This is a genomic window from Paenibacillus sp. S150, from assembly GCF_019352175.1.
GTDB lineage: Bacteria > Bacillota > Bacilli > Paenibacillales > Paenibacillaceae > Paenibacillus_AQ.
Genome location: NZ_JACBYI010000019.1, coordinates 1 through 17,766, shown reverse-complemented (window position 1 = coordinate 17,766; position 17,766 = coordinate 1). Strand labels below are relative to the sequence as shown.

Annotated in this window: 12 protein-coding genes and 2 pseudogenes; 8 read left to right on the top strand and 6 right to left on the bottom strand. The window is 52.9% G+C overall.

Going from position 1 to position 17,766, the window contains the following annotated elements:
• Positions 1 to 6: 6 nt before the first annotated feature.
• The 3 genes from HYD27_RS17445 to HYD27_RS17435 all read left to right on the top strand — a co-directional run bounded on the left by HYD27_RS17445 (position 7) and on the right by HYD27_RS17435 (position 4,754).
• Positions 7 to 873, top strand: coding sequence for a sugar phosphate isomerase/epimerase family protein (locus HYD27_RS17445; RefSeq protein WP_219217245.1), 867 nt, complete (start codon positions 7 to 9; stop codon positions 871 to 873).
• A 29-nt stretch (positions 874 to 902) separates the two neighbouring features.
• The gene (locus tag HYD27_RS17440) at positions 903 to 3,215 is read left to right on the top strand and encodes a glycoside hydrolase family 3 N-terminal domain-containing protein (RefSeq protein ID WP_219217244.1); all 2,313 of its coding nucleotides are present in this window, start codon (positions 903 to 905) and stop codon (positions 3,213 to 3,215) included.
• 210 nt (positions 3,216 to 3,425) lie between these two features.
• Complete coding sequence (locus tag HYD27_RS17435; protein ID WP_219217243.1) at positions 3,426 to 4,754, top strand: glycoside hydrolase family 125 protein; 1,329 nt, start codon at positions 3,426 to 3,428, stop codon at positions 4,752 to 4,754.
• 606 nt (positions 4,755 to 5,360) lie between these two features.
• Here HYD27_RS17435 and HYD27_RS17430 read toward each other — a convergent pair.
• Positions 5,361 to 6,218 (bottom strand): sugar phosphate isomerase/epimerase family protein, encoded by an 858-nt coding sequence (locus HYD27_RS17430; RefSeq protein WP_219217242.1) that lies wholly within the window; start codon positions 6,216 to 6,218, stop codon positions 5,361 to 5,363.
• A complete protein-coding gene (locus HYD27_RS17425) occupies positions 6,215 to 7,273 on the bottom strand; it encodes a Gfo/Idh/MocA family protein (RefSeq protein WP_219217241.1) in 1,059 nt (352 codons plus the stop codon). Before HYD27_RS17425 ends, HYD27_RS17430 begins: the two co-directional genes overlap by 4 nt.
• A 147-nt stretch (positions 7,274 to 7,420) precedes the next feature.
• On the opposite strand from HYD27_RS17425, the gene HYD27_RS17420 reads away from it, so the two are divergent.
• Positions 7,421 to 8,314 (top strand): helix-turn-helix domain-containing protein, encoded by an 894-nt coding sequence (locus tag HYD27_RS17420; protein ID WP_219217240.1) that lies wholly within the window; start codon positions 7,421 to 7,423, stop codon positions 8,312 to 8,314.
• 344 nt (positions 8,315 to 8,658) lie between these two features.
• Here the strand turns inward: HYD27_RS17420 and HYD27_RS17415 are convergent, their stop codons facing one another.
• On the bottom strand, positions 8,659 to 8,844 hold the full coding sequence (locus tag HYD27_RS17415; RefSeq protein WP_219217238.1) for a hypothetical protein: 186 nt from the start codon (positions 8,842 to 8,844) through the stop codon (positions 8,659 to 8,661).
• 512 nt (positions 8,845 to 9,356) lie between these two features.
• Here HYD27_RS17415 and HYD27_RS32715 point away from each other — a divergent pair.
• Positions 9,357 to 9,665: pseudogene (locus HYD27_RS32715) on the top strand (transposase); the annotation flags it as partial.
• Between the two features lie 849 nt (positions 9,666 to 10,514).
• Here the strand turns inward: HYD27_RS32715 and HYD27_RS17400 are convergent.
• Entirely contained in the window at positions 10,515 to 11,390 is an 876-nt protein-coding gene (locus HYD27_RS17400) for a carbohydrate ABC transporter permease (protein WP_219217237.1), read from the bottom strand.
• A 32-nt stretch (positions 11,391 to 11,422) separates the two neighbouring features.
• Positions 11,423 to 12,349, bottom strand: coding sequence for an ABC transporter permease (locus tag HYD27_RS17395; protein ID WP_219217234.1), 927 nt, complete (start codon positions 12,347 to 12,349; stop codon positions 11,423 to 11,425).
• Positions 12,350 to 12,745: 396 nt separating this feature from the next.
• On the opposite strand from HYD27_RS17395, the gene HYD27_RS17390 reads away from it, so the two are divergent.
• Together HYD27_RS17390 and HYD27_RS17385 are read left to right on the top strand one after the other, a co-directional pair.
• Positions 12,746 to 15,028 (top strand): helix-turn-helix domain-containing protein, encoded by a 2,283-nt coding sequence (locus tag HYD27_RS17390; protein ID WP_219217232.1) that lies wholly within the window; start codon positions 12,746 to 12,748, stop codon positions 15,026 to 15,028.
• Positions 15,029 to 15,186: 158 nt separating this feature from the next.
• On the top strand, positions 15,187 to 16,710 hold the full coding sequence (locus HYD27_RS17385; protein ID WP_219217230.1) for an extracellular solute-binding protein: 1,524 nt from the start codon (positions 15,187 to 15,189) through the stop codon (positions 16,708 to 16,710).
• Between the two features lie 213 nt (positions 16,711 to 16,923).
• Here the strand turns inward: HYD27_RS17385 and HYD27_RS17380 are convergent, their stop codons facing one another.
• Complete coding sequence (locus tag HYD27_RS17380; protein WP_219217229.1) at positions 16,924 to 17,601, bottom strand: hypothetical protein; 678 nt, start codon at positions 17,599 to 17,601, stop codon at positions 16,924 to 16,926.
• 101 nt (positions 17,602 to 17,702) lie between these two features.
• Here HYD27_RS17380 and HYD27_RS17375 point away from each other — a divergent pair.
• A pseudogene (locus HYD27_RS17375) lies at positions 17,703 to 17,766 on the top strand (IS200/IS605 family transposase); the annotation flags it as partial.

The following is a 17,766-nucleotide window of genomic DNA, read 5'->3' as shown; positions in this document are numbered from 1 at the left end:
ATGAACATGGGCTTTCCCAACAAAATCGGGGTCATTGCCGACAGCTTCGGCCGGGACCTGCGCGGCAATCTGCAGCTGGCCAAGCAGATCGGAGCCGATGGTGTACAGCTGTGGGCGATTGACGGAGAGATGGACCCGGCGGCGCTGAATGCGCGGGGCAGGCAGGAATTAAAAGCTTACTTGCAGAAGCTTGGCCTTGAGCTTTCGGCGCTTTGCGCCGATTACGGCGGACAGGGGTTCAAGAATCCGGCGGAGAATGGCTGGAAGATTGAGAAATCGAAGCAGGCGCTTGATTTGGCGCTTGATCTGGGCTCTAGCATTGTCACCACGCATATCGGCATCGTGCCGGAGGATGCGGCCGATCCCGAATATGCCGTCCTGCAGGAAGCGTGCAATGAACTGGCGGCTTATGCCGCTTCGCGGGGCGGGTATTTTGCCATCGAGACCGGTCCCGAGCCGGCGGCCCGCCTGAAGTCCTTTCTGGATTCGCTGGATACCAAGGGGATGGCCGTTAATTTCGATCCGGCCAATATGGTGATGGTTACGGGAGATGACCCGGTTCAGGGTGTTCATACGCTGCGGGATTATATCGTTCATACCCATGTGAAGGATGGAATCCGGCTGCGCGATGTGGACCCGCGCGATGTGTACGGAGTTCTCGACCATGAGCGGATTGCTGTAATGGGCGAAGGCGGAGCGGGGTTCCGCGAGGTGCCGCCGGGAGAAGGGGCGGTTGATTTCAGCGCTTATTTTGCCGCCCTGCAGTCGATTGGATACGAGGGATACCTGACCGTGGAGCGCGAGGTGGGCAACCGTCCGGAAGCGGATATTGCGGGCGCAGTAAGCTTCATTAAACAATACCGTGACCGCTAAGGGAGCGCCGAAGAGGAGCGATAGCTGATATGGACTACAAGAATGCGTCATTGCCTGTCGCAGAACGTGTCCGCGACCTGCTGGGCCGGATGACTGTCAAGGAGAAGATCGGCCAGCTGGTTCAACCTTTTGGCTGGAAAAGCTACAGCAAAAAAGCGGACGGCAGCATCGAGCTGACGGAAGCGTTCAAAGCCGCACTGGCCGGGGGAGGCGTCGGCTCGTTATACGGTACGCTCCGCGCCGATCCCTGGACGGAGGTAACGCTGGAAACGGGCCTGTCTCCGGAGGAGGGGGCTGCTGCCGTCAATGCCATCCAGCGGTATGCGGTCGAGAACACGCGGCTGGGCATTCCTATTCTGTTCGGCGAGGAATGCTCGCACGGGCATATGGCCATTGGAGCGACGGTATTTCCGGTTCCGCTGACAGTCGGCAGCACGTGGAATCCGCAGCTGTACGAAGAGATGTGCCGTGCTGTGGCGGCGGAGACGCGCAGCCAGGGCGGAGCGGCCACGTATTCGCCGGTGCTGGATGTGGTCCGTGATCCGCGCTGGGGCCGGACGGAGGAAACCTTTGGCGAGGACCCGTATCTGATCGGAGAGCTGGCGGCAGCGGCCATCCGGGGGCTGCAGGGACAGTCGCTGGATGCCGAAGACAGCGTTATGGCAACGCTGAAGCATTTTGCCGGATACGGCAGCCCGGAAGGCGGCCGCAACGGCGCGCCTGCGCATATGGGACTGCGCGAGCTGCATGAGGTGGATTTGTATCCGTTCCGTAAGGCGGTGGAAGCGGGGGCCTGCTCGATTATGCCGGCGTACAACGAAATCGACGGGATTCCCTGTACCTCGAACCGCTATCTGCTGGATGAGGTGGTGCGCCGCGATTGGGGCTTCGACGGAATGGTGATCACGGATTGCGGTGCGATTTATATGCTGCAGAACGGGCATAACACGGCGGCAACGGGTGAGGAAGCGGCGGCGCAGGCGCTGAAGGCCGGAATTGATATGGAAATGTCCGGCGACATGTTCCATAAGTATTTGCTGGCGGCGTTGGAGCAGGGCGATGTCACTCCGGAGGAGCTGGATCTGGCGGCAAGCCGGGTGCTGAGCCTGAAATTCCGGCTTGGTTTGTTCGACCGTCCCTATGCAAATCCGGCAAGGGCCCGGGACATCATCGGCAGTCCGCAGCATAAACGGCTGGCGCGGCGCGTGGCTGAGGAAGGCATCATCCTGTTGAAGAATGAAGGCGGCATTCTGCCGCTCAGCAAGGAAATTGGCAGTGTCGCGGTCATTGGTCCCAATGCCAACTCTGCCTATAATCAGCTTGGCGACTATACTTCCCCGCAGCGGGACGGCCAAATTGTAACGGTGCTGGAAGGCATCCGGGGCGTGCTCGGAGGAGATCCGCAGCGCGTGCTGTATGCGCCGGGCTGCCGCATCAGGGACAATTCCCGGGACGGTTTTCCGCGCGCCCTGGACATAGCGTCCCAAGCCGATGCGGTTGTGCTTGTTATCGGAGGCTCCAGCGCCCGTGATTTTGGCGGCGGAGCCATTGATCTGCGCACCGGCGCCTCGGTTGTGACGGACCACGCCTGGAGCGATATGGAATGCGGCGAAGGAATTGACCGCTCCACCCTGCATCTGCTTGGCGTTCAACTGGAGCTGGCGCAGGAGATTTACAGGCTGGGCAAGCCTGTTATCGTTATTTATATTAACGGCAGGCCGGTTACGGAGCCGTGGATTGATGAGCATGCACCGGCCATTATTGAGGCCTGGTACCCCGGACAGGAGGGCGGAAATGCGCTCGCGGCGATTCTGTTCGGAGATGTCAATCCCTCCGGCCGCCTGACCCTGACGATTCCGAAGCATGTCGGCCAGCTGCCGCTTTACTACAATTCCAGAAGAACAAGAGGCAAGCGTTATCTGGAGACGGATTTGTCGCCGCAGTATCCCTTTGGCTTCGGCCTCAGCTATACTGAATTCACCTATGGAAATCTGCGCATCGAGCCTGATATCATCGGCCCGGATGAAGAAGCGCTGGTACAGGTTGAAGTTGCGAACAGCGGCCCGGTTGCCGGTGCCGAGGTTGTCCAGCTCTATATTTCCGATCTTGTCGCTTCGGTTACTCGTCCGGAGAAGGCGCTCAAGGGCTTCCGCAAAATCGTGCTTGAACCCGGCGAGCGCCGCACGGTTTCATTTGCGGTGAGCCGGGAGCAGCTGGAGATGGTCGGCTATGATCTGCAGCGTGTGGTCGAAGACGGCGAGTTCGGCATCCGGGTCGGCTGCAATTCTGCCGATCTGCTCAGCGGGCGGCTGATTGTCCGTTCGCAGGAGGGGCTGCGTTGAAGCTCATCAGCCGTTTTATCAGCTGGCTTGAGCAGCGGCAGTGGCGAGAGACGATTCCAATGACGGATTAGGCACTGCTGCGGGTGGACGGTGCTCCGTATCATGGGCTGGGATCGGGCACCGCGGCGGCAGGTTTGAGCTTGCATTTAAGCCCTGTGAAGTGAAAAGTGTGAAAATATTGCCGCGGCACAGAATGGAGGACATTTGAGCATGGATCATTTCAAGCTGCCGGCCATTGACATTCCCCGGCTGGAGCTTCCTCCGGCAGTACTCAATATGCTGGAGGAGGCTAAGGAAAAGCTGGCGCACCGTCCGAAGCTGCTGCGCCAGTTTCTGAATTGCTTTCCGAATACACTGGAAACGACAACAAAGCTGCTCGATGACGGGACTACCTTTGTTATTACAGGAGACATCCCGGCCATGTGGCTGCGGGATTCCGTGGAGCAGGTTATGCACTACCTGCCGCTGGCCGGAGAGGATGCTGCGCTGCAGCGGATTATAGGCGGCCTGATCCGCCGGCACATTCAATATATACGGGTCGATCCCTACGCGAATGCCTTTAATGAAACAGCCAGCGGCTGGCATTGGGACGCGAGCGATGAAACGGAGCAATCCCCATGGGTATGGGAACGCAAATTCGAGCTGGATTCCCTGTGCTTTACAATCCGTTTGGCTTATGCCTATTGGCGCGGGACGGGACGAACGGATATTTTCGACGAAGGCTTCAAGTCGGCCATGGAAAGCATTGTTGCACTGTGGAAAAAAGAACAGCGTCATTTTGCAGAATCGACGTACCGCTTCACCCGCCGCAACTGCCCTGATATCGACACTCTGCGCAACCGGGGGCTCGGGATGCCGGTCAATTATACGGGCATGATCTGGTCCGGGTTCCGGCCCAGCGACGACGCCTGCGAGCTGCATTACAATATTCCGTCCAACATGTTCGCAGCGGTCTCGCTGGGTCAAATGCAGGAAATAGCGGTATGGGTGTTCCGCGACAAGGCGCTGGCGGCAGGGATGGCGGAGCTGGAAGCCGAGGTCAGGCATGGAATTAAGCTCTACGGTCTGTACCGTCATCCGGAATTCGGTCTGATTTATGCTTATGAGACCGATGGCTACGGCAATTACAGTCTGATTGACGATGCGGGAACACCCGGACTGCTGTCCATTCCTTATCTCGGTTATGCCGGTGTAGACGATGCAGTCTATCAGAACACCCGCCGCTTTATACTGAGCAGGGAGAATCCTTTTTATTATGAGGGCGCAGCGGCCAGAGGCATTGGCAGCCCGCATACGCCGCCGGGTTATATCTGGCATATGGCGCTGTCGATGCAGGGGCTGACCGCGGCAACGGATGAAGAAATGCTGGAGATGATCGCTATGCTTGAAGCGACCGACGGGGGAACAGGCTATATGCACGAGGGATTTCTGGCCGATGATCCGCAGGTCTTCACCAGACCCTGGTTCGCCTGGTCGAACAGCCTGTTCTCGCAGCTTGTCTGCAAGGCGATGAAGAAGGGATTGCTCTATGTGAATTGAACCGGAGAATCTGAACAAGCTGATGGAACGCAAGGAGGTTCATAGGGAACGAAAGCGAAGTGGAAAAAGTAACACTAATAGGCTGGAATTCTGGATTTAACAGGCTTTAGTGGAATTTTGTACACTTATTGGAGGCCGTTTCCCCCATACAAGGTGATTTCAGGCGAATTAGCTGTACTTTTTCCCACTAGGGATGATCCATTATCCGAATGCGCTACCTTAGTGTTCCTTTTTACCACTAATTACGGCTGGCGAAAAAGCGGCGGAAGGGAATTCGGGAACTGCAGGAGCGGAGCGTCTGCCTTTGTCTGCGGATTTCCACCGCGGACAGTGGTATACATCAAGAAATCTGCAGACGGGCAGCGGCGGGCAGTCCAAGCATGCTCTGGAGTCACGGCCAATCCTAAATAGAAAAATTACAAGTTCAATCTATATAGTGGCCGTTCACGCCTAAACAAACATAGGGATTCAGCACTTCCGGAGCGGACAACGTCGTCCGTCTTTAGGCGGAGCAAGATAAACGGGCCTCCGTCACCTGGACAGCGGAGGCCCGTTTCTGTTATAAGGCTGCACCCGGAACACCGGACTGCGATAGATTAAGAGGCTTTATACTTCCTGCCAGATCCTGCGCAGGTTATCCAGTCCGATTCGCGTGCCCTGCTTGCATTCCTCCAGGCCTTCGAATTCCAGGGACACGTAGCCGTCATAGCCGGAGTCCTTGACCAGGCGGATCACCTCGCGCATATCAATATCGCCCTGTCCGACAATGGCGCCGCGCAGATAATTGCCTGCGGTAGTCCGGAACCAGCCTTCTCCCGGGTTCTGATAGGAGGGACGCAGGTAGAAATCCTTGAAATGGACTACCGAAGCAAAAGGGAGATTGTTGCGGACCGCTGCCGGCGAGTCCTCATCGGCGCACATGAAATTGCCGATATCCAGCGTCGTCTTGAAGTTTGCTCTGTCAACCGCCTGAATCAGAGCCTGGACCCGGTCGCTGTTCTGAATGAAATAGCCGTGATTTTCGACGCTGGTAGTGATGCCGAAACCGGCGGCATAATCGGCGATGGTCCGGCAAGCCGCCGCAAGCTGCGGCAGGGCGGCATTGAAGTGAGCGATGGAGACATCCGGGGAGGAGGCTACATCATGCCGCATGAAGGATACGCCAAGCCTGGCGGCTATATCCACCTCGTGTTTGACGCGTTCTATTTCAAGCGCGAGCGCCGCTTCATCCTCTGTAAGGAAATTGGCGCTTATCGCATAATTGGACACATCAATGCCTGCTGCCGCTGCCTGGGATGTAATAACCTCAATCAGCCCGGGATCTTCCGTAAGGTTGTAGCCTATGGGGACAATTTCTACGTGCTCGCCGCCGATTTCGGCAATAAAATGAATGACATCGGCTATATTCATTTCACCGCTGCGGATCGCTCCGGCCAGGCTGTAGGTGCTGATTCCGAATTTCATAGGATGACCTCCGCATTGGTGGCTGCAGATTCATAGATTGCCGCCAGAATTTTCATAATTTCCACACCGTCTTCTACCGGACTCAAAGGCTGTGAGCCGCTCAGCGCGCATTCAATGAAATGGCCGATTTCGCTTTCAAAGGCATGTTCGACCTGGAAGCTCTTGCTGTCGGTTTGCGGCTCAATGTTCAGAATGGTGTTGTTCTTCTCCGTAATGATGGCAACGGCCGGATCAATCTCGAAGCCGCCCTTGTCGCCGTACAGCTTGACTGTTCCTTCATTGCTTTTGGCATGCAGGGTGAAGCTGACATCAATCATCAGCGAAGCGCCGTTCTCGAAGCGGATCAGCGCATTGGCCATATCCTCCACATCATTTTTGGCGGCATCGTAATCGGCAGCCTTGTATTGCGAAAGATTGCGGATATGGCTGCGGTTCCCCAGCTTGCGGTACGTGTTGCCGCTGACGGATTTGACTTTGGGGCGGCCCATCAGATACCAGCAAAGGTCAATGACGTGGACGCCGAGGTCAATAAGCGGCCCGCCGCCGGAGCGTTCGCTGTCGCTGAACCAGCCGCCGGGATTGCCGAGCCGCCGGATATAGGAGGCTTTGGCGTAATAGATCTCGCCGAATTCGCCGGCTTCCGCAAATTCATGCAGCATGCGGGCATTGGGATCATAACGGCGGACGAATCCGACCTGGAGAATTTTGCCCGAGGCGTGTACGGCCGCCTGTACAGCAAGCGCCTCTTCGACGGTGCGGCACAGCGGCTTCTCGACCAGCACATGCTTGCCGGCCTGCAGCGCCGCAATGCTGATCTCGGCGTGGCTGTTGTTCCAGGTACAGATGCTGACGGCATCAACGGCCTCGTCAGCCAGCAGCTCGCGATAATCTGTGAATACCTTGCTGGCGCCGTATTTCTCCGCCGCTGCGGCCGCACGCTCTCCGTTCAGATCGCATACGGCGTAAATATTGGCATTTGGATGTTTGGCATAAGGGTTAAGATGGAATTCGGATATACCGCCCGTTCCTATGACACCGATGTTAAGGATACTCATTATTGTAAAATCTCCCTTCATAAATAGCTTGTGCTTCTACTTTGTATTTTAACGCTTTCGCCTCAGATTGCCATGCACCGCTGTGCGGACTATTTGGACAAATGTGCGATTATCATCTTACAAAACTCTTTTTCAGGAGGGATTATTATGAACCGACCTGCCGCCTTGCGCGAGCCCATGGATATGCCCAATCCTTACTTTCCGGTGAAGCTGCATTTATGCAGTTGCACCGAGGAAGGCCGGCTGCTGTTCGCTTCCCATTGGCATGAGCATCTTGAACTGCTGTATTTCATTTCGGGAGAGGCGGTCATTGAGTGCAACGGAGTACCGCACAGCGTGTCCGCCGGCGACATCATGGTGTTGAACAGCAATGATCTGCACCAAGGCTTCAACCGCTCCGGCCAGCTGGTCTATTATGCGCTCATCGCTGATCTTGCCTTGCTGCAGAGCCAGTCGCCGGATGCAGTCGAAACCCAGTTCATCACGCCGATCACCCGCAACCGCATTGTGTTCCGCAACAAAATTACCGCTGCCCCCGGGCTTGCAGCCTGTCTGGATGCCATTATTGATGAATTCAAAGGCAAGGAGCTTGGGTATGAGCTTTCTGTCAAATCGTATATGTACCGGCTGCTGACCCTGCTGCTCCGCGGCTTCCTCGGGGATTGTCAGGCAGTGGCAGAGGTGGAGAACCGGCGCAGGCATTTGGAGCGCTTTGCGCCCATTTTGCAATATATTGAAGAGAATTATCTCCAGGAGCTGACGGCGGAGGGGCTGGCGCGGATGGCCGGATTGAGCCGCTCGCATTTCAGCAGACTGTTCGGAGAGCTTACGAACGGCAGTGTTGCCGATTACGTCAACCGGATAAAGGTCAATAAATCGGAATATCTGCTGCAGAATACGGAGATGACCATTTCGGAAATCGCGCTGGCTGCGGGTTATCATGATATCTCTTATTTCAGCCGCACCTTCAAAAAATACCGGAGCATGCCGCCATCGCGCTTGAGGTCCGCTCCCGCGTCGCTTTCGATTTGTTTCAAGTAACAGGATAACGCTTTTCTGTGGACGTGCTTTCGGGCACGTCATTTTCTTCAAAAGATCAGAATTTATCCTGAATTTCGAAAGTAAGTATCCACAAATCATCTAAATAGCTCTACAGGAAGGGATTTCTTGCTAAAAACAGCTTGCACCCAATGGGTGAAGGAAAAAGAGGGTTTATCCCTTGTCCGATCTGGATTGGCTCAATTCACTTTCGAAATTCAGGTTTATATATTTCTCGCTATAAATTTCTCGCTGAAAGGGGTACCGTCCTTATAAGGACGGCGGGCCGTTTCCACATGAAAGATAAGAATTTATAGGTTTTGGGGAAGCGAAGCTTATCCGTTAATTCACGGTTGCGCTGTAAATGAAAGAATGGACCGGGACTTCGGCCAGGCAAACTGCGCGATTGCGTTGGCCGCAGCGGGCAGATAGAGGGAATCAGAGGCAGAAGTGCCTTTGAATTCGCCCGAAGCCGGCTGGACGGTGAAATCAGCGCGAAATGATTCTTCTCCTCCCCACTGAAATGCCAGCATTCTTATATAGGACGCCGATAGGCGTCTTTCTTGAAAGATAAGAATTTATAGGTTTTGGGGTCCCCGCAAAGTACCTGAGTCATCATCGAAGCCAAGGCCCCGCTTTGTGGGGTTATTTTGTGATCTTTACCAGTAAATGTGCCGTCGCTACACAGGCTTTCTTGTCCCCGCGTCATTTTCGGATTCGCCTGAAATGCCGGCCTATTCAATGATGATGGCCTGATGGTCCGGATTGTCCCATGCGGCATACTTCTCTGTCAGAAATAACTGAATGGAATCCGCTCGGGGTACAAGGGCGGCAAGATCTACCAGGCCGGAGGCTGCAATCGCGGCAGCAGAAAGCGTCTATGCCGGAATGGATTTGGGATTCAGCAAAAATCAACGGTGAGATCACCTATATCCCGAATTTCTGGCTGGATACGGCATTTAATGACGGAATGGTAACGCTGCGGAAGGATTTGCTGGAGAAGAACGGGCTGGAAGCGCCGAAATCTCCCGAAGACCTGCTGGCCGTTGCTGAAACTTACTGGGAAGCTATGGATTTGTGGCGTTTTTACAATCAGCGCTGCTGCAAGGAGAACTACATCAAGGAAGCTAAACGCGGATTCTCCATCGATAAAATTGCCACAGGTTCCTTTGAAGCCAATGAAATGGATCTGCTACTCAAGCTGCTGGCCTGCAACCTGTACGAACGTGTTAAACACGACTGCTGCGAACCGGTTCATTCCAGCAATACCATTGCCGGATTTCGACTGGAATTTTTCCAATGTGCGGCGACATTGGTGAGTCACAGTCGAAGAGTGATGCTCAAACTCTCGTAAGAGTTTCCAAACCGAACCCTCTGGAGACGGATGGAATCACGTGTCGTTCAGTTAGAGTGAGTGCTCCTAAAATTTAACATGGAAATCCGTAGCCCGGTCCTCTTGGGGGAGGGGGAGCTTTGCCCTTTTACGCCGCTTCGTTCATTTCTGACAGGCGTATATCCCTTTTTTTGTTATCTCTAGCAAGGGGGAAGCTCATGCAGTTCTTGTCGCTATAGGCTTTCGAAATTCAGGTTTATATGTAACACGCTATAAATTAGCCTTATCTTTCCCGCTGAAACGGATACCGTCCCTATCAGGACGGCGAAGCCGTTTCCACTTGCGTAGGATATACGCAGGCTTTTGGGCGGACGCTCCGCGAACGGACCGTTGTCTGGGTCGCTGTGCTCTCCGGATTTTTTTTATTTTCCTTAACGGTAAAAATCCGGAGACCCGGGCGGCCGCGGCCGCTGTTCTGCGGGTCCGTCCTCTCCGCTGCTTAAGCGGGAGGCGGTTCTGTCATCTTAAAAAACACAATAAAGAAACTTAATGTATAGGAATGGAACCGGCGAACCTGAACAAGCAGATGGAACGCAAGGAGGTTCATAGGGAACGGAAGCGAAGTGGAAAAAGTAACACTAATGGGCTGGAATTCTGGCTTTAACGGGCTTTAGTGGGATTTTGTACACTTAATGGAGGTCATCTCCCCCCATATGGCTGATTTCAGCCGGATTAGTTGTACTTTTTCCCACTAGGGATGATCCAGGATCCGAATGTGCTACCTTAGTGTTCCTTTTTCCCACTAAAAAATGGCTGCCCTTTGGATGAATGGTTCAAGTTCATCATAATGTAGGCGTATTCCTCTGCAAGCTACTCCTTCAGCGAGCCGATCAGCAGCCCCTTGATGAAGTAGCGCTGCAGGAACGGATAGAAGAGAACAACCGGACCGATGGTCAGGATCGCTGTAGCCATTTTGACCGATTCCTGCGGCATGACCGCATCGCTGATCAGAGCGCCGGAGCTCTGCATTTGCTGAATCATGTTAATCTCCGAGTTCAGCTTGAAGAGCAGATACTGCAGCGGATAGAGATTCTGATTATCGACCAGCATGATCGCATTAAACCAGTTGTTCCAATACCCGATCCCGTAGAATAACGTAATCGTCGCCAGCACCGGCGTGCAGAGCGGAAAATAGATGCGGAAGGCGATGTAGATATCGCTCGCGCCGTCGATCTTGGCGGCCTCGCTGAGCGAGCCGGGAATTTGCGACATATAGTTGCGGACCAGAAACAGATTAAACGGGTTGAAGATCAGGGATGGGATGATGAGCGCCCAAATCGTATTCCTCAGTCCGAGCTCCAGATTGATCAGGTACCAGGGAACAAGCCCCGAATTAAATACCATAGTGATAAAAAAGAACATGGCCAGCCCGTTGCGGTAGCGGATATGCTTGGCGGCCAGCGTATACCCCGCCATGCCCGTCATGAGGACGGCGAAAAAAGTGCCGACTACGGTTATAAATATGGAAATCATATAGCTCGTGTAAAGGGGCGTACTGCCTAACAAAAGCAATTTGTAGGCATCTAAGGAGAAGGCGGAAGGAAACAATTGGTAACCGAACTGCTGGATGCTCTCCTCTGAGGTAAGGGATACCATCAGCACCAGAAGCAGGGGCAGCAGACAGAGCAGGGATATTCCTCCGATAAAGATGTTATTGGCAATATGGAATGGCTTGGGCTTGTTCATGATTGGATGCTCTCCTTTCAAAGATTCTGCGGTTAGAATAGGGCGTTGTCCGGATTGAGCTTCTTGACGACTTTATTGCTGCCCCAGACAAGAATGAAGCCTACAACCGACTGGTACAGACCGACGGCCATCGCTTGCGCCGGATTTCCGATGGTTCGCAGCGAGCGGAAAACATAGGTGTCGATGACATCTGCGGTCGGATACAGCACGCCGTTGTCCTTGATGATGGCATAAATCATATCGAAGCTGCCGTACATAATTTTGCCGAGTGCGAGCAGAGACAGAATCATGACCGTCGGAACCATCAGCGGAATGGTAATGTGGCGGATCAGCTGCCAGCGGCTGGCGCCGTCAATCCGGCCGGCTTCATAATAACTGTCGTCGATACCGGTAATGGCAGCCAGATAAATGACGAGGTTCATGCCGAGATCCTTCCAGACGGCGGCGGCGACCAGAATTCCCGTCCAGTATTGCGGAGAGGAATACCAGTTGACGGGATCCAGATTCAGCTTGACCAGCAGCTGGTTGATAATCCCGTAGTCCGTGGACAGCAGACTATAAATGATATAGCTGACGATGACCCAGGACAAGAAGTGCGGGAACAAAATGGTGGACTGGGTCAGCCGGGAGTACAGCTTGCCGCGCAGCTCGTTGAACAGGATGGCCAGGGTCATCGCCGCGAGCGTGCCGACGACGATAAAGAGAAAATTCAGCTTCAAGGTGTTGAAGGTGACCTCCCAGGCACGCGGTGAGGAAAAGAAGAATTCGAAATTGTCCAGACCGACCCAGGGAGAGTTGAAGATTCCTGTTTTAAAGTTGAATTTTTGAAAAGCAATCAGCATGTAAGGGAGGGTGAAGTATCCGAATATCAGTGTATAAATGGCCGCAGGAATGACCAGGAGATAGGCGGAGCCGTTCTGTTTGAGTTCACGCAAGAGATGTCTGCCGTTTTTTTTCATAGAATAATTGACACGTCCTTTCATTCATTATCGGATTCTCGTTCTGTATCCAGTGTAAGGAATGAAGCGGGTGCCGGTAAACTTTGAAATTGAATCAGCGAGAGTTTAAACGCGTGTCCGGGCTTCAAATTTTACGAAAAACTTCAAGTTTACGCACAATTAACACTGGGAACACAGTTCATGAAAACACCGGAATGCCTTGCTGCTGCTGAGTTTATAGCAAATAAGATATATTTGTGTGATGTAAATTCACCTTCTGTGTAGCTATATTATGTGTTGTTATCTTTTATCTACTATTTATAATAGAGATGAGTTTATATATTCTTTTCCAGCCCTATTACATTACAATTGATGATATATTAATGGACATGAACAGGGATTTTGGGGGGATGCATGATGTTCAGACAAAGACTGATGCGCTACACGGTGTACAGAAATATGTTTCTTAGCTTTGTGTTATTAACTGCTGTTATCATTGCTCTGGTTACTGTTGTCCTGTATGCATTGTTCTCCTGGAGTACGGCGAAGGAAGTCGGGAAAATTTCCGAGTCGATGCTGAAGCAGAACAGCGTTGTTGCGAGCGTTATCAAAAGTCAGGTCTACAATTTCGGAAACCTGCTCCTCAATGACAAAACGGTTGTTGCCGCACTGTTTGACCGTGAAGGAGATTTATTGAAGCAGTATCATGCCTCCAGAGTGCTGCGAACGATGCAGACCACCTATCCGTTCATCGAAACGATCGGTATTTATAACGGATTGACCGAAACCTATCTGGATACCAAAGGTGTGACTCTGGAACAAGAAGGTCCGCTGCTGCAGCAGATCAATGATAAGAACAGAAGCTATTTCCAACTGTTTCCACGCAAGCTGATTAATCCGGCAGACGGCAAATATGACAACGTGCTGACCTTTGTTCTGCTGCCAAGTTATTATTCCCTGCTGCCGGCCCAGGGCGCCATGGTGATCAATATGGATTCGGATTATATACAGAAGTTGATCGGCGGCTACAAAAATGATGTTTCGGACTCGCTGTTCGTCATAAATTCCCAGGGGATTGTGCTGACGCATTCGGACCAATCGCTTTTTCTGGAGAATAAATCCTCTGAGCCTTATGTGCAGGAGATTCTGAATTCTCCGGACAGCAGCGGCTATTTCACCGGTCAGATCGATGGCCGCAAGCATATGATTACCTACGTAAAATCTGCGGAGCTGGATTGGGTATTCGTCAGCCAAAGTGAGTATAATAATCTGTTGTTCAATATGAATGTGCTGCGGCAGGCTTCGCTCGGACTGGCCCTGGCGATTTTTGTCATCAGTCTGCTGCTCTCCATCTGGCTGACGAACAATGCATACAACCCGATTCGCGTGCTGCTGGAGAAGATTTCTTCCGTGCAGCGGCAAAAACAGAATCATCGGCGCATTAATGAATTCGATCTGCTGAACACCACATATTCGGAGATGTCGGAGAAATTGTCCTCCATGGTAACGGTAATGTCCCAGACCCAGGAGGCGGAGGTTCTTGGACTGCTGAAGAGCGGTGAAGCCGGTGTGTTCGAGCGGTTCGCCCTGAGTTGTCAGGGTCCGTATTATACCGTGATTGTATTGCTTATAGACGGATTGGACGAGTTCCGGGCCAAGGTGGATACACAGACGCGCGCTTTTGCCCGCGAAGCTATTCTGCGGACGGCGGCGGAGCTGTTTGACGGTGAGGGTGCCAGAGCTGCGGGTATTGAAGAGGGGCTGATTGCACTTATCCTTCCGGGATTGACCGAATCGGGACCGCAAGCGTCTGCAGAGCTTCACGGCATGCTGAAAGAGCTGCAGGAGACGCTGTATCATTCGCTGCATCTCTCCATTACAGCGGGCATCGGCACTACGGAGAACACCCATGAGGGGATCCGCCGCTCGTTCGAGCATGCGCAGACCTGTGTGCAGCAGCGGTTTTTTTCCGGAAAAGGCAGGATTTTCGATTGTGACCCTGCGCTGAAGGTTCCGCCGGAGGACCGTGAGCTTGCTTATCCTGATAAACGGGAGAAAATGATCATTGATGCGATCCGCCTGCAGCAGCGATCCAGAATAAACCGCGAAATTGATCTGTGGATTAAGGAAATTCATACCGGCGATTATCACGAAGCGTTGTTCTATATGAATCAATTTGTGGGCAGCCTGTATAAGCAGCTGCATGTCTCCCAGACCAGAAACCAGGAGATCACCAATGTGTTTTTAGGCTTCACCCGCAGAATGACCTCCTTTGAAACCCTTCAGGAATTCCAGGAAGAGCTGAAGGAGCTGGCCTGCAAGCTGTCCAGTGACATTGAGGAAACGGGAAATGAGCGGCATACGGAAGTTGTGGAGTTTATCAAGCAGTATGTCGGCAAGCACTATGCCCGCTCAGACCTGTCGCTTGAACTGGTGGCCGGAGAGGTGAAGCTCTCCAGAAGTTATGTGGGCAAGCTGTTCAAGGCGCATTGCGAGCTTTCCTTCAATGATTATCTCAACGTGGTCCGCCTGGAGAGGGCCAAGGAACTGCTGCTCAATACAGATGCGCCGGTACAGGTGATCAGCGAGCAGGTCGGAATATTCAACACCACCTATTTCTATACCTTGTTCAAGAAAAACTTCCAGCAGTCTCCAGCGCAATTCCGCAGCCAGATGCTGCTGGAGGAACGCAAGGCATGAAGCCGATCTTTGATATGCTGCAAGAGGAATTCAGACCTGGATTCAGACATTCAAATCGGCGATATCTCCATTATTGAACTATACTGGCCGCTAAATTTCCCCTTACGCTTAGAATGTTCCATTCATGCTATCTACTCGAATCGAAAGGGGATGCTCTAATGAAGACATGGAAAAAAACGGCAACACGCGTGTTTGCACCACTGCTGGCAGCGGCATTGCTGGCAAGCTGTTCATCCGGAGACGGAAATGCGGCTAACGAGACAGGAGGGCAGGCGACCGCGACTCAGGCTCCTGCCGCAAAGCTGCCGGTAAGGTATCTGCTGCCGGGCAATGCTCCGCAGGATCTGGATACGGTTGTGGCGGCAATCAATGAGAAGCTGGCGGCGGATGGCCTGAACCTGGAATATGAGCCGATTTATATTCCTTGGGATGTGTGGGACCAGAAGACCAATCTGATGATGTCCACCGGTGAGGAGTTCGAGCTGATAGCCATCATGCATGATGTGAAGGGGCCCAACGTACTGGCCGGGAATGGCGGCATCATCCCCATTGATGAGCTGCTGGAAGAGTACGGTGCCGAGCTGAAAGCGTCTATGCCGGAATGGATTTGGGATTCAGCAAAAATCAACGGTGAGATCACCTATATCCCGAATTTCTGGCTGGATACGGCATTTAATGACGGAATGGTAACGCTGCGGAAGGATTTGCTGGAGAAGAACGGGCTGGAAGCGCCGAAATCTCCCGAAGACCTGCTGGCCGTTGCTGAAACTTTACAGGCCAATTGGCCCCAGGACAACAAAAATGTGTACATCAAGCTGCTGGCGGAACCTGCGACTTTCCTGCACACGACATATGACAGCTATCCGTTTTCCGTCATCGACAATTTGATTTATGTGGATCAGGAAGGGACCGTGAAGTCCTGGCTGGAGACAGAGGAATTCAAGAAAGATGTTGAATATATGAACGAAGCTTATACCCGGGGACTGATTCTCAAGGATGTGCTGACCACCCCGACAGAGGTGCTGAACCAGGAAGAACTGGCCGGACGTTATCTCTACCGTCCGGGCGATGTGGGAATTGACGACAGAATCCGTGAGACCTTCCCCGGGGCGGAGGTCAATATCTATTTTCTGGGCGATCAGCCTAAATTCCGCTCTTATGCGATCCGTAATTCCAACGGCGTATCGGCTACCTCTCCGCATCCGGAGGCGGGCGTCCAGTTTCTGAACTGGGTATTTTCAAACCAGGGAAATTTCGATCTGGTTCAGAGCGGGGTTGAAGGTGTAAACTGGACCAATACAGGCGAGAACACAAGGGACTTTCTGTCTCTTACAGATGCCGGAGGTCCAACCTATGAGTTGGCCAACTGGCTGCTCGGCCATGTCGAGATGAACCGTTATCCAACCAGCTCCGATCCGGGGCGTATGGAGAGAAGAACGACAATTGCCGACGATGCGGTCAACAGCGTGACGATCGGTTTCAACTTTGACCCGACCAACGTCGCCTCAGCTTATGCCAACAGCGTGGCAGAGCTGCAGACAAGCGTCTTCCCGTTAATGTACGGGGTCATTTCTTATGAAAGCGGCTTTGCCGGTGCGCTGCGGAACATGAAGGCCGCCGGTCTGGACACCGTGGTGGAGGAGTATGCCCGGCAGTTCGCCGAATGGCGCAGCAGCCAGTAAACAGAAATAATGATACAAAGCCGCCGTTCTCTCGTTATTTGAGAATGGCGGCTTTGTGTTTTTAATAAGATAAGAATTGATATGTTTCACGCTAAAAATTAGCCTTATCTTTCCCGCTGAAACGGATACCGTCCTTATAAGGACGGCGAAGCCGTTTCCACTTGAAAGATAAGAATTTATATGTTTTGGGGGAAGCGTAGCTTATCCGTTATTTCACGGTTGCGCTGTAAATGAACGAATGGATCGGGACTTCGGCCAAGCAAACTGCGCGAATGCGTTGGCTGCAGCGGGGGGGGAGCGGGAATCAAAGGCGGAAGTACCTTTAATTTCGGCCGGAGCCGGCAGGACGGTGAAATCAAAGGCAGAAGTACCTTTGAATTCGCCCGAAGCCGGCTGGACGGTGGAATCAAAGGCAGAAGTACCTTTGAATTCGCCCGAAGCCGGCAGGACGGTGAAATCAGAGGCAGAAGTACCTCTGATTTCGCCCGAAGCCAGCTGGACGGTGAAATCAGAGGCAGAAGTGCCTTTGATTTCGCCCGAAGCCGGCTGGACGAGGGAATCAAAGGCAGAAGTACCTTTGAATTCGCCCGAAGCCGGCTGGACGGTGAAATCAGAGGCAGAAGTACCCTTGAATTTGCCCGAAGCCGGCTGGACGGTGGAATCAAAGGCAGAAGTACCTTTGAATTCGCCCGAAGTCAGCTGGACGGTGAAATCAAAGGCAGAAGTACCTTTGAATTCGCCCGAAGCCGGCTGGACGGTGGAATCAGCGCGAAATGATTCTTCTCCTCCCCACTGAAATGGCGGGTTACCGAATGTAAAAAGGACCTGAAGCAGAGCTTCAGGTTTTTCTTCTGGCTTTAGCCAGTTGAGTGCGTGAAACGCGCGAAACAAAAAACCACCCGCTATGCGGGTGGAGGGAACGAGGGTTCGACCACCAAGACCATTCCGATAGAATTGAGATGTTCAGGCTCAAACGAAAGGAATGGTCAAAGATGGCAAACAAGAGCTATAGCCTAGCTCACACGAAGTGGATGTGCAAATACCATATCGTGTTCA

Bases quoted from the DNA above. Each gene is read 5' to 3' on its own strand.
- HYD27_RS17385 (WP_219217230.1), top strand. From the start codon at position 15,187: ATGAAGACATGGAAAAAAACGGCAACACGCGTGTTTGCACCACTGCTG.
- HYD27_RS17445 (WP_219217245.1), top strand. From the start codon at position 7: ATGGGCTTTCCCAACAAAATCGGGGTCATTGCCGACAGCTTCGGCCGG.
- HYD27_RS17395 (WP_219217234.1), bottom strand. From the start codon at position 12,349: ATGAAAAAAAACGGCAGACATCTCTTGCGTGAACTCAAACAGAACGGC.
- HYD27_RS17420 (WP_219217240.1), top strand. From the start codon at position 7,421: ATGAACCGACCTGCCGCCTTGCGCGAGCCCATGGATATGCCCAATCCT.
- HYD27_RS17400 (WP_219217237.1), bottom strand. From the start codon at position 11,390: ATGAACAAGCCCAAGCCATTCCATATTGCCAATAACATCTTTATCGGA.
- HYD27_RS17435 (WP_219217243.1), top strand. From the start codon at position 3,426: ATGGATCATTTCAAGCTGCCGGCCATTGACATTCCCCGGCTGGAGCTT.
- HYD27_RS17390 (WP_219217232.1), top strand. From the start codon at position 12,746: ATGTTCAGACAAAGACTGATGCGCTACACGGTGTACAGAAATATGTTT.
- HYD27_RS17430 (WP_219217242.1), bottom strand. From the start codon at position 6,218: ATGAAATTCGGAATCAGCACCTACAGCCTGGCCGGAGCGATCCGCAGC.
- HYD27_RS17425 (WP_219217241.1), bottom strand. From the start codon at position 7,273: ATGAGTATCCTTAACATCGGTGTCATAGGAACGGGCGGTATATCCGAA.
- HYD27_RS17415 (WP_219217238.1), bottom strand. From the start codon at position 8,844: ATGCTGGCATTTCAGTGGGGAGGAGAAGAATCATTTCGCGCTGATTTC.
- HYD27_RS17440 (WP_219217244.1), top strand. From the start codon at position 903: ATGGACTACAAGAATGCGTCATTGCCTGTCGCAGAACGTGTCCGCGAC.